This is a genomic window from Microvirga sp. GCM10011540 (genome assembly GCF_042650665.1).
GTDB classification, from domain to species: domain Bacteria; phylum Pseudomonadota; class Alphaproteobacteria; order Rhizobiales; family Beijerinckiaceae; genus Microvirga; species Microvirga lenta.
The window spans coordinates 188,500-203,539 of record NZ_JBHSBQ010000145.1; the positions used below are offsets into that span (position 1 = coordinate 188,500).

General features: G+C 66.4%; 15 protein-coding genes. 6 read left to right on the plus strand and 9 right to left on the minus strand.

All coding sequences use genetic code 11. The annotated features are described in order from the left end of the window. The first annotated feature begins 117 nt into the window (after positions 1-117). The 4 genes from ugpA to hutH all read left to right on the plus strand — a co-directional run bounded on the left by ugpA (position 118) and on the right by hutH (position 4,786). On the plus strand, positions 118-999 hold the full coding sequence (gene ugpA, locus ACFOYU_RS26805; RefSeq protein ID WP_377035883.1) for a sn-glycerol-3-phosphate ABC transporter permease UgpA: 882 nt from the start codon (positions 118-120) through the stop codon (positions 997-999). Next, complete coding sequence (gene ugpE, locus ACFOYU_RS26810; RefSeq protein ID WP_377035884.1) at positions 999-1,844, plus strand: sn-glycerol-3-phosphate ABC transporter permease UgpE; 846 nt, start codon at positions 999-1,001, stop codon at positions 1,842-1,844. Before ugpA ends, ugpE begins: the two co-directional genes overlap by 1 nt. Positions 1,845-1,954: 110 nt before the next feature. Next, a complete protein-coding gene (locus ACFOYU_RS26815; RefSeq protein WP_226738982.1) occupies positions 1,955-3,031 on the plus strand; it encodes a sn-glycerol-3-phosphate import ATP-binding protein UgpC in 1,077 nt (358 codons plus the stop codon). A 123-nt stretch (positions 3,032-3,154) separates the two neighbouring features. Beyond that, a complete protein-coding gene (hutH, locus tag ACFOYU_RS26820; protein ID WP_377035885.1) occupies positions 3,155-4,786 on the plus strand; it encodes a histidine ammonia-lyase in 1,632 nt (543 codons plus the stop codon). Positions 4,787-4,831: 45 nt separating this feature from the next. Here hutH and ACFOYU_RS26825 read toward each other — a convergent pair whose 3' ends face one another. Beyond that, positions 4,832-5,134: a hypothetical protein gene (locus tag ACFOYU_RS26825; RefSeq protein WP_377035886.1), complete on the minus strand. Its 303-nt coding sequence runs from the start codon at positions 5,132-5,134 to the stop codon at positions 4,832-4,834. Between the two features lie 77 nt (positions 5,135-5,211). Here ACFOYU_RS26825 and ACFOYU_RS26830 point away from each other — a divergent pair, with 77 nt between their 5' ends. Further along, the gene (locus tag ACFOYU_RS26830; RefSeq protein WP_226738988.1) at positions 5,212-5,727 is read left to right on the plus strand and encodes a GNAT family N-acetyltransferase; all 516 of its coding nucleotides are present in this window, start codon (positions 5,212-5,214) and stop codon (positions 5,725-5,727) included. A gap of 6 nt (positions 5,728-5,733) precedes the next feature. Here ACFOYU_RS26830 and ACFOYU_RS26835 read toward each other — a convergent pair whose 3' ends face one another. The 8 genes from ACFOYU_RS26835 to ACFOYU_RS26870 all read right to left on the minus strand — a co-directional run bounded on the left by ACFOYU_RS26835 (position 5,734) and on the right by ACFOYU_RS26870 (position 13,663). Further along, complete coding sequence (locus ACFOYU_RS26835; protein WP_377035955.1) at positions 5,734-6,177, minus strand: GNAT family N-acetyltransferase; 444 nt, start codon at positions 6,175-6,177, stop codon at positions 5,734-5,736. 2 nt (positions 6,178-6,179) lie between these two features. Then, complete coding sequence (locus ACFOYU_RS26840) at positions 6,180-7,430, minus strand: allantoate amidohydrolase (RefSeq protein WP_377035887.1); 1,251 nt, start codon at positions 7,428-7,430, stop codon at positions 6,180-6,182. Positions 7,431-7,494: 64 nt separating this feature from the next. Next, positions 7,495-8,538, minus strand: a complete 1,044-nt coding sequence (locus ACFOYU_RS26845; RefSeq protein WP_226738992.1) for an NAD(P)/FAD-dependent oxidoreductase — start codon at positions 8,536-8,538, stop codon at positions 7,495-7,497. A gap of 69 nt (positions 8,539-8,607) precedes the next feature. Continuing rightward, positions 8,608-8,922: a 2Fe-2S iron-sulfur cluster-binding protein gene (locus ACFOYU_RS26850; RefSeq protein ID WP_226738994.1), complete on the minus strand. Its 315-nt coding sequence runs from the start codon at positions 8,920-8,922 to the stop codon at positions 8,608-8,610. Positions 8,923-9,070: 148 nt separating this feature from the next. After that, the gene (locus ACFOYU_RS26855; protein WP_377035888.1) at positions 9,071-9,784 is read right to left on the minus strand and encodes an ABC transporter ATP-binding protein; all 714 of its coding nucleotides are present in this window, start codon (positions 9,782-9,784) and stop codon (positions 9,071-9,073) included. Continuing rightward, positions 9,781-10,557: an ABC transporter ATP-binding protein gene (locus tag ACFOYU_RS26860; protein ID WP_377035889.1), complete on the minus strand. Its 777-nt coding sequence runs from the start codon at positions 10,555-10,557 to the stop codon at positions 9,781-9,783. Before ACFOYU_RS26860 ends, ACFOYU_RS26855 begins: the two co-directional genes overlap by 4 nt. Next, a complete protein-coding gene (locus ACFOYU_RS26865) occupies positions 10,554-12,401 on the minus strand; it encodes an ABC transporter permease (protein WP_377035890.1) in 1,848 nt (615 codons plus the stop codon). The genes ACFOYU_RS26860 and ACFOYU_RS26865 overlap by 4 nt, the downstream gene beginning before the upstream one ends. A gap of 56 nt (positions 12,402-12,457) precedes the next feature. Then, positions 12,458-13,663 (minus strand): ABC transporter substrate-binding protein, encoded by a 1,206-nt coding sequence (locus ACFOYU_RS26870; RefSeq protein ID WP_226739001.1) that lies wholly within the window; start codon positions 13,661-13,663, stop codon positions 12,458-12,460. 157 nt (positions 13,664-13,820) lie between these two features. On the opposite strand from ACFOYU_RS26870, the gene ACFOYU_RS26875 reads away from it, so the two are divergent. Beyond that, positions 13,821-15,014: an amidase gene (locus tag ACFOYU_RS26875; protein WP_377035891.1), complete on the plus strand. Its 1,194-nt coding sequence runs from the start codon at positions 13,821-13,823 to the stop codon at positions 15,012-15,014. Positions 15,015-15,040 lie beyond the last annotated feature (26 nt).

Consider the following 15,040-nt stretch of genomic DNA (forward strand, 5'->3'; position numbering starts at 1 on the left):
TGCTAAGCCAACATGTCATCCCGGGCGGTCCGCGACCGCCCGGGATGATCTTATAGAGAGAGCCTGCGGAACGCGTCAGCCGTTCCAGACCGGCCTGCACTGGGTGACCTGAACGCGATGGAAAAACGCGCCCTCTTCTCGAGCAAGATCCTGCCGTACATGCTGCTTCTGCCGCAGCTCGCGATCACGCTCATCTTCTTCTATTGGCCGGCCTCGCAGGCCGTCTGGCAATCCTTCCTCCTCGAAGACGCCTTCGGCCTCTCGAGCGAGTTCGTCGGGTTCGAGAATTACCGCCACCTGTTCCAGCAGCCGGAATATTACCGCGCCATGGTAACCACGGCCGTGTTCTCCACGGCGGTCGCGGTGCTGTCCCTCGCCGTCTCCCTGCTGCTCGCCACCCAGGCCGACAAGCAGCTGCGCTTCTCGAACGGCTACAAGACGCTCCTCATCTGGCCCTATGCCGTGGCTCCCGCCATTGCGGGCGTGCTGTGGATCTTCATGTTCCACCCGACCCTGGGCACCCTGTCGCGGCCGATCAAGGCGATCGGCATCGACTGGAATCCGATGCTCGACGCCAACCACGCCATGACGCTGCTCGTGCTCTCCGCCACCTGGAAGCAGATCAGCTACAACTTCCTGTTCTTCCTGGCGGGACTGCAGTCGATCCCCAAGAGCGTGATCGAGGCGGCCGCCATCGACGGATCTGGCCCGATCCGCCGCTTCTGGACGATCATCTTCCCGCTGCTCTCGCCGACGACGTTCTTCCTCATCGTCGTCAACATCGTCTACGTGTTCTTCGACACCTTCGGCATCATCGATGCCGTGACGGGGGGCGGCCCGGCCGGGCAGACGACCACCCTCGTCTACAAGGTCTATGCCGACGGCCGTCTCGGAGGCGATCTCGGCGGATCGGCCGCGCAGTCGGTGATCCTGATGATCATCGTGATCGGGCTGACCGCCATCCAGTTCAAATACGTCGAGCGCAGGGTGCAGTACTGATGGTCGAGAACCGACGCTATAGAAACCTCCTCGCCTACCTGATCCTCACGATCGGTATCGTCATCGTGGCCTTCCCGGTCTACCTGGCGATCATGGCTTCCACGTTCGACGCCTCGACGATCATCAACGGCAACATGCCGCTGGTTCCCGGCGATCAGGCGGGCGACAACTACTATCGCACCCTCTTCATCGGCGGCAGCGCATCCCGCGAGCCGGTGGGCATGATGATGTTCAATTCCTTCGTCATGGCGATGGGGATCGCGGTGGGGAAGATCCTGATCTCGGTCCTCTCCGCCTTCGCGGTGGTCTACTTCCGGTTCCCGCTGCGCATGACCGCGTTCTGGATCATCTTCATCACGCTCATGCTGCCCGTCGAGGTGCGCATCTACCCGACCTACAAGATCGTGGCGGATCTGGGCCTGCTCGACACCTATACCGGTCTCATCCTGCCGCTCATCGCCTCGGCGACCGGCACGCTGCTGTTCCGGCAGTTCTTCATGACGATCCCGGACGAGCTGCTGGAAGCGTCGAAGATCGACGGAGCGGGCGCCTTCCGCTTCTTCAAGGATACGCTGATCCCGCTGTCGATCACGACCATCGCGGCGCTTTTCGTGATCCAGTTCATCTATGGCTGGAACCAGTATCTCTGGCCGCTGCTGATCACGACGCAGAGCTCGATGCAGACCATCGTCATCGGCATCAAGAAGATGATCACCACGCAGGATGCGCTCACGGAGTGGAATATCGCCATGACGACGGCCGTTCTGGCGATGGTGCCGCCGGTCCTGGTGGTCATCTTCATGCAGAGGCTCTTCGTGAAGGGTCTCGTCGAAACGGAGAAGTGACGCGCAGATCGCGCGTCGCCCTCCTCTCGAAGGGGAGGGCTGAACAGATCAACGACGGAATATCTGGCCCCGTGCCTCGTCGCACAGGCTGAAGTGAAGGATTGAAGACAATGGCAGGCGTGACGCTCGATACCGTGCGGAAGGTCTATACGGGCAATGTCGAGGCCGTGAAGGGCGTGTCCCTCGGCATCGAGGACGGTTCTTTCTGTGTGCTGGTCGGCCCCTCCGGCTGCGGCAAATCTACGCTTCTGCGCATGATCGCAGGTCTCGAGACGATCTCGGGCGGCACCGTGAAGATCGGCGACCGGGTCGTGAACCAGGTCGAGCCCGCCGACCGCGACATCGCGATGGTGTTCCAGAACTACGCGCTCTATCCCCATATGAGCGTCTACGACAACATGGCCTACGGCCTGAAGAACCGCGGAACGCCGAAGGACGAGATCGCGAAGCGGGTGAATGAAGCCGCCCGCATCCTCGCCATCGAGCCGTTCCTGGCCCGTAAGCCCCGCGCCCTTTCGGGCGGTCAGCGCCAGCGCGTCGCCATGGGCCGCGCCATCGTCCGCAAGCCGCAGGTCTTCCTCTTCGACGAGCCGCTCTCCAACCTCGACGCCAAGCTGCGCGTGCAGATGCGCGTCGAGATCAAGCGCCTTCAGCGCACCCTCGGCGTCACCTCCATCTACGTGACGCACGATCAGGTCGAGGCGATGACGCTCTCCGACAAGCTCGTGGTGATGAGCGGCGGCCAGATCGAGCAGGTCGGCACGCCTTCCGAAGTGTATCGCCGTCCGGAAACCCGGTTCGTGGCGACCTTCATCGGCTCCCCGCCCATGAACATCCTTCCCGGACAGGTGGAGGGCCCCGGCCGCGTGTCGGTGGGCGGACAGAGCGTGGCCGTGACGGACATGCGCGAGGGCCTGACCCCCGGCTCCGCGATCGAGGTCGGCCTGCGTCCCGAGGACGTTCAGGCCGGCGCCGCTGGCAGCAGCGCCCTCACGATGAACGTGGATTTCGTCGAGGAGCTCGGCGCAACGCAGCTCTTCCACGGCAAGGTGGCGGGCTCGGAATTCGTCGTGCAGGCCTCGACCGGCCAGATCCCGGCGGATACCCGCCAGTTGCCCCTCTCCATCGATCCGGCCAACGTGCACCTGTTCGATCCGCAGACCACGAAGCGACTCGGCCGCACCTGAACGCGACGGCTCGCTCCCTGGATCGGCTGAAGACGCCGCCGCCGGCGCAAGCGCGGTTCGAGAAGCAAGGTTGCGTGTCGGTGGAAGCCTCGCTATCCCTCGGGTGAACACGAGGGATGGGCCATGGCGGTCAAGGTCGACGGAGTAAAGCTCAAGGTCAAGGATGTGGTGCGGGTCTCCCGCCCCAACGGAAAGGGACGCTTCGAAAAGGCGGCCCTGCACCCCGAGGCGCGCGAGCGCATCGCCGCGACGCGCGCCTATATCGACCAAACCTGGATGCATGACGATGCCCCGCTCATGTATGCGTTCAACACGGGCGTGGGGCTGTTCAAGGACCAGCGCGTCCTGATCGCCGACATGGAGGCGTATCAGCGCAAGACCGTCTATGCCCATGCGACGGGCGTGGGCGAGCCCTTCGCCGAGGACGTGACGCGGGCGATGATGCTCCTGCGCGCCAACGCCTTCGCGTCCAACTATTCCGGCCCGCGCGTCGAACTGGTCGAGCGGCTGATCGATTTCCTGAATGCGGGCCTGCACCCGGTCATTCCGCAGAAGGGCTCCGTCGGCGCATCGGGGGATCTCGCCCCGCTGGCGCACATGGCCGGCGCCGTGTGCGGCTTCGCCGAAGCCGAGATGGTCTACAAGGGCCGGCGCATGCCTGCGCGGGAGGCCATCGCCAAGGCCGGGTTCGAGCCCGATTTCGAACTCGGCGCGAAGGACGCCTCCGCCCTCATCAACGGCTCGACCACGTCGCTGGCCCTGGGCGCTCTGGCCACCTACGACGCACGCCGTCTCCTGAAGCACGCGGACATCGCCATGTGCCTCTCCCTCGAGGCCATGCGCGGCGAGCTGGCGGCGTTCGATCCGCGGGTCCACAGGGCTCGCCCGCATCCCGGCCAAGCCCGCGTCGCCCGCAATCTCCTGCGTATCCTCGAGGGCACGAAGCGCTGCTCACAGGCGGCGCGGGACGTCGTGTTCCCCGACGAACCGCGCCAGCCCGGCACTCCGGCAAGCCCGCGCGTCCAGGACGTCTATTCCCTGCGCTGCACGCCGCAGGTCCACGGGCCGGCCGTGGAAGCGGTGGAATACGTGGAGCGCATCATCGGGACGGAGATGAACTCCGCCACCGACAATCCCCTGATCTTCGACGACGGGAATGGCGGCTACGTCTCCATTTCCGGCGGCCATTTTCACGGGCAGTACGTGGCGCAGGCCATGGATGTGCTTGCCATCGCCATGGCCGATCTGGGCTCGATCTCGGAGCGGCGCCTGGCCCGTCTCGTCGACCCGACCATGTCCTACGGATTGCCGCGCAACCTCCTCGCCGGCAAGCGCGGCCTCAACACCGGCTATGCGACGGTCCAGTGCTCGATGTCGGCTCTCGTCATGGAGAACCGGAGCCTGGCGACGCCGGGCTCGGTCGACTCCATCCCCGGCAAGTCGAACGCCGAGGATCACATTTCCAATTCGACCTGGTGCGGGCGCAAGGCGCGCTCCGTCGTGGAGAACGTGGAGCAGATCGTGGCGGGCGAGTTGCTGATGGCGGCCCAGGCCCTCACGCTGGTCGAGCCCCTGGCGAAGGATTACCCCCTGGGCAAGGGCTCACGGGCCGCGATGGACGCGATCCGCGCCGTCATTCCGCCGGCGCTGGAAGGCGATCGCTGGTACGCGACCGAGATGCGCCAAGCCCTCGACCTGGTGCGCTCGGGCGCGGTGGTCGAGGCTGTCGAGGACGCCGTCGGCGCTTTGGAATGATGCGGGAGAACGGGCCTGGAGCATTCCAGGCCCGAAGGCCGCCGGTCAGCGGCAGCGGCGAATGTTGCGGTAGATCACGGTCCCGTTGGGGCGGATCACTCGCTCCCTGATCGTACGGCAGCGGTCTCTCCAGCGCGGAGCGGGCCTCACACCGCACCGGCGAACGGTCCGATAGACGACGCGCCCGTTCGGCCGAACGGTGCGAATGCGGCGGGTGACGCACGCCACGTCCTCCATGAGCGAAGGGGCCTGCAACTGGGCTGCGTTGAAGCGGGCCTGCGCCTCGGGCGCTGAAAGGAATCCGACACCGAGAATGAAGGCGAAAGCGGGGAGAATGGCGGCTCTCATGATCGACCCTTCGTTATTGGAGGAGACGGACGACAACGACAGCGCTAAGTCATGGTTCCTAACAGAGGATCGAGAGCATGACGTCCTCCGTCATCGTCCGGCCGGTTCGAATCGAAGATGCCGATGAACTGATTGCCGCCAATCTCGCCAGCATCGCCTTGCATGAACCCTGGGTGTCTCCCTGCCGCGACCAGGCGAGCTTCCACGCCTACTTCAACCGCTGCGACGGCGAGCGCGCCGTTGGGCTTGTCGCGCGTGAGAGAGCGAGCGGACGGATCGTCGGGGTCGTCAACCTCAGCGAGATCGTGCGCGGTTTCTTTCAGAATGCCTATCTCGGCTATTACGGGGTCCTGGGCATGGACGGGCGCGGCCTCATGAGCGAAGCCGTGCGTCTCTCGATCACCCACGCCTTCGAGGTCCTCGGTCTCCACCGTCTCGAAGCCAACATCCAGCCAGGCAACCTCCCGTCGCGCAACCTCGTGCAACGCCTCGGCTTCCGTCAGGAGGGCTACTCGCCGCGCTATCTCAAGATCGGCGGCGAATGGCGCGACCACGAGCGCTGGGCCATCCTCGCCGAGGACTGGCAGGGATAGCGCGCCTCAGGTGCTAGGAACGGGCGCGAGCTTTTTCTGCAGGAAGAAACGGCTGGAGCCGACCGGATAGTCCTGGAGTTCCCCGAACACCGCGTAGCCCAGGCGCTCGTAAAGCTCACGTGCCCTCGGGTTGAGGGTGTCGATCCAGGCCGAATGGCACTCCCGGCGCCGGGCTTCCTCCTCGGCCATCGCGAGCAGCCTCGTGGCGAGCCCCTGGCCGCGAAAGGCCTCGGGCACGAACAGAAGCTCGATGGCGAGCCAGCCGCCTGCGGTGCGTCCCAGCAGGCCTCCCACGAATGTTTGGCTGTCCGGATCCCGGATGGCGATGGCGAGATCCCGGCTCTCCGGATAATGGGCAAAGAGAGTTCTGTTGAAGGAGCGGATGCCCTCCAGAACGGTTCGCCGTAGGTCGGCATTCGGCTCTTCGACGAATTCCAGGGACGGGGACATCGTCAACGAGGCGCTCCCGCCGTCAGCTTCTTGACGGCCTCGACCAGGACGCGCGCGGCCGCATCCGCGTCCTCGACCGTGATCGACTCCGCCGGATTGTGGCTGATGCCGTCCTTGCAGCGCACGAAGAGCATCGCGGCGGGGCAAAGGCTGGCCATGGCGACCGCGTCATGACCTGCGCCGGAGGGCAGGCGCAGGGGCGTGACGCCGATTGTCCCGACAGCCTCCTCGAGCCCCAGGATCAGGTCCTTGTCCATGGGGATTGCGGGCGAATCCATGAAGGGCTCGATGGTGAGGCTCACGCCGCGTCTCTGTGCGGCCGCCTCGCACTCGCTGACGATGTCCTCGACCATGGCGTGACGCACGGCATCGTCCGGAGAGCGGGCATCGAGCGTGAAGTCGACCCGCGCCGGAATGACGTTGATCGCACCCGGCTGAACCTGGGCGACGCCCACCGTCGCGACCGTGTCGGTGCGCGTCGACCCGGCACGTTCCACGATCCCGATCATTTCGGCCACGGCGGCCAGGGCATCCCGGCGCATGGTCATGGGCACCGTGCCCGCATGGCCCGCTTCGCCGGTCACGGTGGCGCGGGCACGGGTGATGCCGTTGATGGCCGATACGATCCCGACCGGCAGGTTGCGCGCTTCCAGCAGCGGTCCCTGCTCGATATGGACCTCGAGATAGCCCTTATAGCGCGCGGGGTTGCGGGCGATGCCGGCGATGCCCTCCGGGTCGCCGCCGAAGCGGATCAGCGCATCCCGCAGAGAGACGCCGTCCTGGTCCTGGCCGTCGAGCCAGGCCGGGTTGTAGCGGCCCGACAGGGCATAGGAGGTCGAGAGATTGGTCGGAAAACGGGCATTCTCCTCGTCGCCGAAGGCCAGCACCTCGATCGGGCAGGAGGGGGTGATCCCCTCGGCCCGCAGGGTCTCGGCAACCACGATCCCCAACACGACCCCGAGGGTGCCGTCGAAGCGGCCGGCATCGACCACCGTGTCGATATGGGAGCCGATCAGAAGGGCGGGGGCGTCCGGATCGGCCCCGCTCATCCGCCCCACCACGGTTCCGAGCGGGTCGATATGGCTGTCGAGGCCTGCTTCGCGCATGAAGCGGAGGGTCGTCTCCGCCGCGTCCCGGTGGGCCGGCGAGAGATAGAGGCGGGTGAGGCGCCCGGGCTCGTCGCTGTGCCGGGCGAGCCCGTCGAGCAGCGCCATGACGCGCCGGCCGAGGGAGAGGTCTGACGTCGTGTTCATAGCCCGGACATTTTCAGGAACCGGCCCGCTCCGCAAGAGGAAGCTGGGCCGGTTCCGAAAACGGTCAGGCCGCGACGCCGAGCTTCTTCTGCAGGCTCGACGAGGACGTCGTGTATTGGAAGAGGAGCTTCTTTTCCGGGTAGACGTAGCGGTGCACCTTCTGGGCCGCCAGCGCGCCCTCGTGGAAGCCCGAGAGGATGAGCTTGAGCTTGCCCGGATAGGTGTTGATGTCGCCGATAGCGAAGATGCCGGGAACGTTGGTCTCGAACTTCTCCGTATCGACCGGGATCAGGTTCTCATGCAGGTTCAGGCCCCATTCGGCGATGGGACCGAGCTTCATGGTCAGGCCGAAGAAGGGCAGCATCACGTCGCAGGCGACCTCGAAGGTCGAGCCGTCGTCCTTGCGGATGACGGCGCCCTCCAGGACCGGCGCCGTGCCCTTGAGAGCGGTGACCTGGCCCAGATGCAGGTCCATGTCGCCGGAGCCGACCAGGGAGCGCATCTTCTCCACCGTATGCGGCGCGGCGCGGAAGGCGTCGCGGCGGTGCAGGAGCGTCAGGCGCTTGGCGATGGGCTGGAGGTTCACGGTCCAGTCGAGGGCGGAGTCGCCGCCGCCGACGATCAGGACGCGCTTGTCGCGGAACATCTGCATGTGGCGCACGGCATAGAACACGCCCGTGCCCTCATAGGCCTCGATGTTCTCGATCGGCGGCTTCTTGGGCTGGAAGGAGCCGCCGCCCGCCGCGATCAGGATCGCCTTGCAGGTGAAGGTGGTCTCGTTCTCCGAGGTCTTGACCCGGAACAGGGGAGCCTCGGGCGTGCCGATCGATTCCACGCTCTCCACCATCTCGTTCAGGTGGAAGGTCGGATGGAACGGCTCGATCTGCGCCATCAGGTTGTCGACGAGGCCCTGGCCCGTGATCATGGGGAAGCCGGGAATGTCGTAGATCGGCTTCTCGGGATAGAGCTCGGCGCACTGGCCGCCGACCTTGGGCAGGATGTCGATCACGTGACATTTGATGTCGAGGAGGCCCAGTTCGAAGACGGCGAACAGGCCCACAGGTCCCGCTCCGATGATGACGACGTCCGTTTCGATATTGTCGGTCATGAACTGGCTCCTTCGCGCGGTCCCGAAAAGCACGGTCTTGCGCGTTTGGCAATGCGGCAGGCTTGACGATTAGCCCCCCGTGGGGGCGAGGGTGAGCTCCAGACCATCCAGCTCAGGGGTCCAGATGATCTGGCAGGACAGGCGCGAATTCGGCTGGGTGACCACCGTGTCGAGCTGGTCCTCCTCCTCCTCGGTGGGAGGATAGAGCTTCGACAGCCAGTCCTCGCTGACGAAGACATGGCAGGTGGCGCATTCGCAGGCTCCGCCGCACAGGCCCTCGATGGGCAGCCCCCAGTCCCGGATGATCTCCATGACCCGCCAGCCTTCGATGGCCTCAAGGGTATGGCGCTGGCCGGCCCGATCGGTCACATGGATGACGCCCATGAAGCAGGGATTCCTCAAACGGCTTGAAAACTGGAGAAGGCGCGGAGCGCGCCGGACCGGGTGCATATCGGGCGTTTGGCCCCGCCCGTCAACGCCTTAGCGCTGCGCTTGTTGCATCCGCCACCTGCCCGGCGGGGGCATCGGGGCATCACACCCCCAGGGTCTCGGCCCGCAGGGCGGCATCGGCCATCAGGTCCTTCATGGGGCCCTGAAACCGGATCTCGCCCCGTTCGATGACGCAGGCCCGGTCGCTGATGCCGGCAGCGAAAGCCCAGTTCTGCTCCGACAGCAGCACCGCGACGCCCTCGGCTTTCATGGCGCGGATCGCCTCTGCCATCGTCTGAACGATGACCGGCGCGATTCCCTCGGAGGGCTCGTCGAGGAGGATCGCCTCCGGATTGCCCATGAGCGTGCGGGCGATGGACAGCATCTGCTGCTCGCCTCCCGACATCTGGTTGCCGCGCCGCCCCCTCATCTCGGCGAGGTTGGGAAAGAGCTTGAAGAGGCGCTCGGGCGTCCAGGGGGAGAGGCCGCCCCGGGCCTCGCGCCGGCCGACTTCGAGATTCTCCTCGACCGTCAGATCGGTGAAAATGCGCCTGTCCTCGGGAACGTAGCCGAGGCCGAGGCGGGCGATGCGGTAGGTGGAGAGATTGAGGATCGGCCTGCCCTTGAAGGCCAAGCGTTCGGCGGTCGCGGGCACGAGGCCCATGATTGCCTTCAGGGTGGTGGTCTTGCCGGCTCCGTTCCGCCCGACCAGGGCCACGACCTCGCCCGGGTCGAGATGGAGGGACAATCCGAACAGGACCCGTGCCCGGCCATAGGCGGCAGACAGATTGACGACGTCGAGCAGAGGCGCCGTCATGCGGGTCTCCCTGCTTCCGGCTTCTCCAAGGCGTGCTCGTCGCCCAGATAGGCTTGCCTCACCTGCGGGTCCCGGCGGATCTCGTCGGGGGTTCCGGCCGCGATGATCTCGCCCCTCAGGAGCACGAGAACCCGCCCCGCATGGCCGAAGACCACATCCATGTCGTGCTCCGTGAACAGCACGCCGATGGCCCGGGAAACGGCGATGGAAGCCGTCAGATCCATCAGGGCCGCCCGCTCCTGGGGAGCCATGCCGGCGGTCGGCTCGTCCATGAGAAGAAGCTTGGGCTTGCCCGCGAGGGCGATGGCCAGTTCCACCCGCTTCACGTCGCCGTAGGCAAGGGCGGAGCACGGACGGTCCGCCGCGTCGGCCATGCCCACCATGGCGAGAAGCTCCAGCGCCTCGGGGCGATGATGCTCCCGGGCCGGAACCCACCCGGCCTGCGCCTCCCTGTTGCAGCTGATCAGGGCCATCTGCACGTTTTCCGCCACGGTCATGGAGAGAAACGTCTGGGCCACCTGGAAGGTGCGGCCGACACCGCGCCGGAAACGCTTCTGTGGGGAGGCGGCGGTGATGTCGTGCCCGTCGAGCAGGATCCGCCCCCGGTCCGGCCGGAGCTGGCCGCCGATCATGTTGAAGACCGTGGACTTGCCGGCGCCGTTGGGGCCGATCAGGGCGAGCATCTCGCCCCGCTCCAGGGTGAAGCCGACATCCCGGGCCGCCACCACGGCGCCGAAGGTCTTGTTCAGGTCCCGCACCGCGAGGAGGCTCATGACCGCGCCTCGCGCCAATGCCCGACGGTGCCCACGAGACCGCGCGGGAAGATGAGCACGATGGCGATGATGCTCAGGCCGAGAAACATCCGCCACAGGGAGGTCAGAGGCATGATCTGGTCGCGCAGGGCATGGAGGACGCCCGCGCCCACGAGAGGGCCGGTGACGGTCTGAATACCGCCGAGGAGGAGCATGGTGAGGGCATCGACCGATGTCGGGATGCCGAGCAGGCTCGGATCGACTGAGCCGCGGGAGAAGGCGTAGATCCCCCCGGCCAGGCCCGCCGCCGCGCCGGACAGGATGAAGGCGAGCCAGCGGTGACGGCGGATGTTCAGGCCGATCGCCTCGGCGCGCGGCTCCGAGTCCCGCGCAGCCCTCAGGGCGTAGCCGAAGGGCGCGTCGATCACCCGCCTGAGGACCAGGACGGCGGAAGCGGTCAGGCCCAGGGTGAGCAGGTAATAGCGGGTCTGCCCGCTCGCCCATTCGGCCGGCCAGACGCCGACGATGCCGTTGTCGCCCCCGGTCACCTCGACCCATTGGAACGCGACCGCATAGAGGATCTGCGCCGCGGCGAGCGTCATCATCGCGAGATAGATCCCCGAGAGACGCACCACGAACGCTCCGATCAGGGCGGCGCCCACGGCGGCCAGAAGCAGCCCGAGAGGCAGCGCCGCCTCCATAGGCGCGCTCAGCCACCGGATGCCGAGGGCCGCGCCGTAGGCTCCCAGGCCGAAGAAGGCGGCATGGCCGAAGCTGACGATGCCGCCGACGCCGATGAGGAGCTGCAGGCTGAAGGCGAAGAGCGCGAAGATCAGGATCTCCGTCGCCACCTTGAGCAGGTAGGCGTCGGCGACGAGGGGAAGGCAGGCCAGGAGCGCGAGCACGATCACCGCCACCGCCATGTCCGAGGATCGCGGCTTGCGGCTGACGATGCCGACCGCGTGGGTGCCCCCGACGACCTCCGGCCGCCCGAACAGCCCATAGGGCCTGATCGCGAGAACTACGGCCATGAGAAGGAAGACGACGACGAGGGTGCTCTTCGGAAAGATCAGGATTCCGAAGGCCTGGAGCTGGCCGATGATCAGGGCCGCGAGGAAGGCGCCGGGGACGCTGCCCATGCCGCCTACGACGGTCACGACGAAGCTTTCGGCAATGACGGAGAGGTCCATGCCCGTATTGGCCGCGACCCGGGGGATCTGGAGCGCGCCGCCGAGCCCGGCCAGAAAGGCGCCGAGGAAGAGCGTGCCGGTGAACAGCACCGCCTGGTTCACCCCGAGGGAGGCGACCATCTCCCGGTCCTGGGTGGCGGCCCGGACCAGCACGCCGAACCGGGTCTTTCGCAGGAGCAGCCAGACGAGGCCGAGGACGATGGGCCCCGCCGCGATGAGCACGAGCTCGTAGGAGGGGAAGCGGCGTCCCAGGATCTCGACCGGCGCCCGCAATCCCGGGGCACGCGGCCCGAGGATGTCCTGCGGCCCGAAAACCTGCACCACCAGATCCTGCACGACCAGCACGACGCCGAAGGTGGCCAGCAGCTGGAACAGTTCGGGCGCTGCGTAGATGCGCCGGAGGAGCACGATTTCGAGCACCACGCCGATCAGGCCGACGACGAGGGCCGAGGCGAGAATGCCGGCCCAGAAGGTCACCGGCCCGAAATAGAACTGGAGCAGCCAGGGCACCAGCGTCGCGGCCGTATAGGCTCCGATCATGTAGAGCGAGCCGTGCGCGAAATTCACGATCCGCGTCACCCCGAAGACGAGGGTCAGGCCGCAGGCGGTGATGAAGAGGGACGAGGCGCTGGCCAATCCGTTGAGGGATTGGATGACGAGGAAGGACGGCTCCATGGGTGGGTTACCGTCCTGTCGAGAGATGCACGTGCGCGCCTCGCTTCTTCAAGCCGTTATTCCTTCCGAACCGCCTTGACCTCCGCTTCGGAGGGCATGAAGGATGCGCCGTCCTTGTAGGTCCAGTCGGTCATGCCGCCGGTCGCGCCCTGCTGGACGAGCTTGCCGACCCAGGCGCCCATGGTGGACTGGTGATCGATGCCGCGCATCGTCACGGGGCCGATGATCGTGTCGAACTTCGCGTCCTCGAGCGCCTTGATGAGAGCTTCCGTCTCGACGGATCCTGCCCGTTCGATCGCATCGCGGATCATGTACACGGTCATGTATCCGAGGAGCGAACCGAGACGGGGTGTCTCGTTGAATTTCGCGCGGTAGGCCTCCACGAAGGCCTTGTGCTTCGGCTCGGTGATCTGGTCCCAAGGGTAGCCGGTCACGGTCCAGCCTTCCGGCACCTCGTCCTTCAGGGGCAGGAGCCATTCGGGCTCGCCGGTCAGCAGGGAGAGAACCGTGGCATCCTCGAACAGGCCCCGGGTGTTGCCCTCGCGCACGAACTGGGTGAGGTCGGGGCCGAACAGCACGTTGAAGATGCCGTCGGGCCGCGCCTGTTCGAGGGCCGACACGGTCGCGCCGGCCTCGATCTTGCCCAGCGCGGGATATTGCTCCGCGACGATCTCGGCCCCGGGAACGCGCTCCTTGATCAGGCGCTTGAACACCTCGGCCGCCGACTGGCCGTATTCGTAGTTCGGCGCCACGATGGCCCAGCGCTTGGCGCCGGAGGCCTTCGCCTGCTCCACCAGCATGCCGACCTGCATGAAGTTGTTGGGGCGGATGCGGAAGGTGTACCGGTTACCCTGCGCCATCGTGATGGCGTCGGTCAGCGGCTCCGCGGCCACGTAGACGATCTTCTTCTGGTTGGCGTAGTCCGCCATGGCGACGCCGACATTGGACAGGAAGGAGCCGAACAGAAGCGACACGCCCTCACGCGTCACCAGTTCGTCGGCAACCCGGGTCGCGTCGCCCGTCGTGGCGCCGTCGTCGCGGGAGACGATTTCGAGCTTGCGGCCGAGCACGCCGCCCTTGGCGTTGATCTCGTCCAGGGCCATCTGCCAGCCATTGCGGTAGGGCACGGTAAAGGCGGCCCATTTGGAGTAGGAGTTGAGCTCCCCGAGCTTGATGGGGGCCTGCTGCGCCTGAACGGCCGGTGCTGCAAGCGCGAGCGCCGCTCCAAGAGCCAGCCAGCGGATCATCGATATCGTCGCCATACTCGTACCCTTCCTGGGAGGACTTGCGAGGATGTAGGGCCATTCATGACGTGAAGGAAGACTTATTGCGGCTCAAGGCCGGAATTCCTGCCTTGCTGCCCCTCCGGGCGGGTGACAAAGTGATGCCCCGTTTCCCCTCACGCTGATCAAGGTTTCCATGCTGCTCGATGCCGATCCCGCCCGTGCCTTCATGCCCTATCCGGCCGCTGCGGTGCCCCATGCCGACCGCGGACCGCTTTCAGGGCTGACCTTCGCCGCGAAGGACCTGTTCGACGTGGCGGGCTATCCGACGAGCAGCGGGTCGCCCCACATGCTCGCGATGTCGGGCATCAAGACCCGGACGGCCCCGACGGTGCAGAGGCTCCTCGAAGCGGGCGCCCGCCTCGTCGGCAAGACGATCACGGACGAGCTCGCCTTTTCCATGAGCGGCAAGAACGCCCATTTCGGCACGCCGGTGAACGGGGGTGCGCCGGACCGGATTCCCGGCGGCTCCTCGTCCGGCTCCGCGGCTGCCGTATCCAACGGGCTCTGCGATTTCGCCCTCGGAACCGATACGGGCGGGTCGGTGCGGGCGCCGGCCAGCCATTGCGGGCTCTTCGGCATCCGCCCGACCCATGGCCGCGTCAGCCTGGAGGGCTGCCACGATCTGGCGCCGTCCTTCGACACCTGCGGATATTTCACCCGGGATGGGGCCACGTTCGTCCGTGTCGGCGAGGTGTTGCTCGGGGAGGATCGGGTTCCCCTCCCGGAAAAACCCAGGGCTCTCCTGGCCAGGGACGCCTTCGGGCTGCTCAACGGCACCGTGCGGGAGGCCCTTGCGCCTGCCCTTCGCCGCATCGAGGCCGTTCTGGGGCAGCCTGACGAAAAGGACGTCGCGCCGGACGGTTTCACCTCGCTCTATTGGGGCATGCGCTACATCCAGAGCCGGGAGGCCTGGACCGTCGACGGCGCCATGATCGAGCGCTACCGGCCGCCCCTCGGCCCGGGCGTCGGGGACCGGTTCGAGTTCTCGCGGGGCGTCACGGATCGACAGGTGACCGAGGCGCAGGCGATCCGGAGCGCCTTCCGGGAGCGCTTCGAAGCCCTGTTCGGCAGGGATGGGGTGCTGATCCTGCCCACCATGCCCGATGTGGCGCCTCTGCTCTCGGAGAGCGACGAGGCGCTGAACGATTATCGCAACAACGCCATAAACCTGCTTTGCCTGTCGGTTCTGTCGGGCCTGCCGCAGGTCTCGATTCCCCTCGCTTCGCGCCTCGGAGCGCCTCTGGGGATTTCGATCATGGGGCCGGCCGGTTCCGATCTGAGCCTCGTTGCCCTTGCCGCCCGGATTGCGGATGGGGCCTCGGCCTGATCGAACCGAGATCCGGGCACCAGAGT

Coding starts and splice junctions, on each gene's coding strand:
- ugpA (WP_377035883.1), top strand. CDS start 118: ATGGAAAAACGCGCCCTCTTCTCGAGCAAGATCCTGCCGTACATGCTG.
- ugpE (WP_377035884.1), top strand. CDS start 999: ATGGTCGAGAACCGACGCTATAGAAACCTCCTCGCCTACCTGATCCTC.
- ACFOYU_RS26815 (WP_226738982.1), top strand. CDS start 1,955: ATGGCAGGCGTGACGCTCGATACCGTGCGGAAGGTCTATACGGGCAAT.
- hutH (WP_377035885.1), top strand. CDS start 3,155: ATGGCGGTCAAGGTCGACGGAGTAAAGCTCAAGGTCAAGGATGTGGTG.
- ACFOYU_RS26825 (WP_377035886.1), bottom strand. CDS start 5,134: ATGAGAGCCGCCATTCTCCCCGCTTTCGCCTTCATTCTCGGTGTCGGA.
- ACFOYU_RS26830 (WP_226738988.1), top strand. CDS start 5,212: ATGACGTCCTCCGTCATCGTCCGGCCGGTTCGAATCGAAGATGCCGAT.
- ACFOYU_RS26835 (WP_377035955.1), bottom strand. CDS start 6,177: ATGTCCCCGTCCCTGGAATTCGTCGAAGAGCCGAATGCCGACCTACGG.
- ACFOYU_RS26840 (WP_377035887.1), bottom strand. CDS start 7,430: ATGAACACGACGTCAGACCTCTCCCTCGGCCGGCGCGTCATGGCGCTG.
- ACFOYU_RS26845 (WP_226738992.1), bottom strand. CDS start 8,538: ATGACCGACAATATCGAAACGGACGTCGTCATCATCGGAGCGGGACCT.
- ACFOYU_RS26850 (WP_226738994.1), bottom strand. CDS start 8,922: ATGGGCGTCATCCATGTGACCGATCGGGCCGGCCAGCGCCATACCCTT.
- ACFOYU_RS26855 (WP_377035888.1), bottom strand. CDS start 9,784: ATGACGGCGCCTCTGCTCGACGTCGTCAATCTGTCTGCCGCCTATGGC.
- ACFOYU_RS26860 (WP_377035889.1), bottom strand. CDS start 10,557: ATGAGCCTCCTCGCGGTGCGGGACCTGAACAAGACCTTCGGCGCCGTG.
- ACFOYU_RS26865 (WP_377035890.1), bottom strand. CDS start 12,401: ATGGAGCCGTCCTTCCTCGTCATCCAATCCCTCAACGGATTGGCCAGC.
- ACFOYU_RS26870 (WP_226739001.1), bottom strand. CDS start 13,663: ATGGCGACGATATCGATGATCCGCTGGCTGGCTCTTGGAGCGGCGCTC.
- ACFOYU_RS26875 (WP_377035891.1), top strand. CDS start 13,821: ATGCTGCTCGATGCCGATCCCGCCCGTGCCTTCATGCCCTATCCGGCC.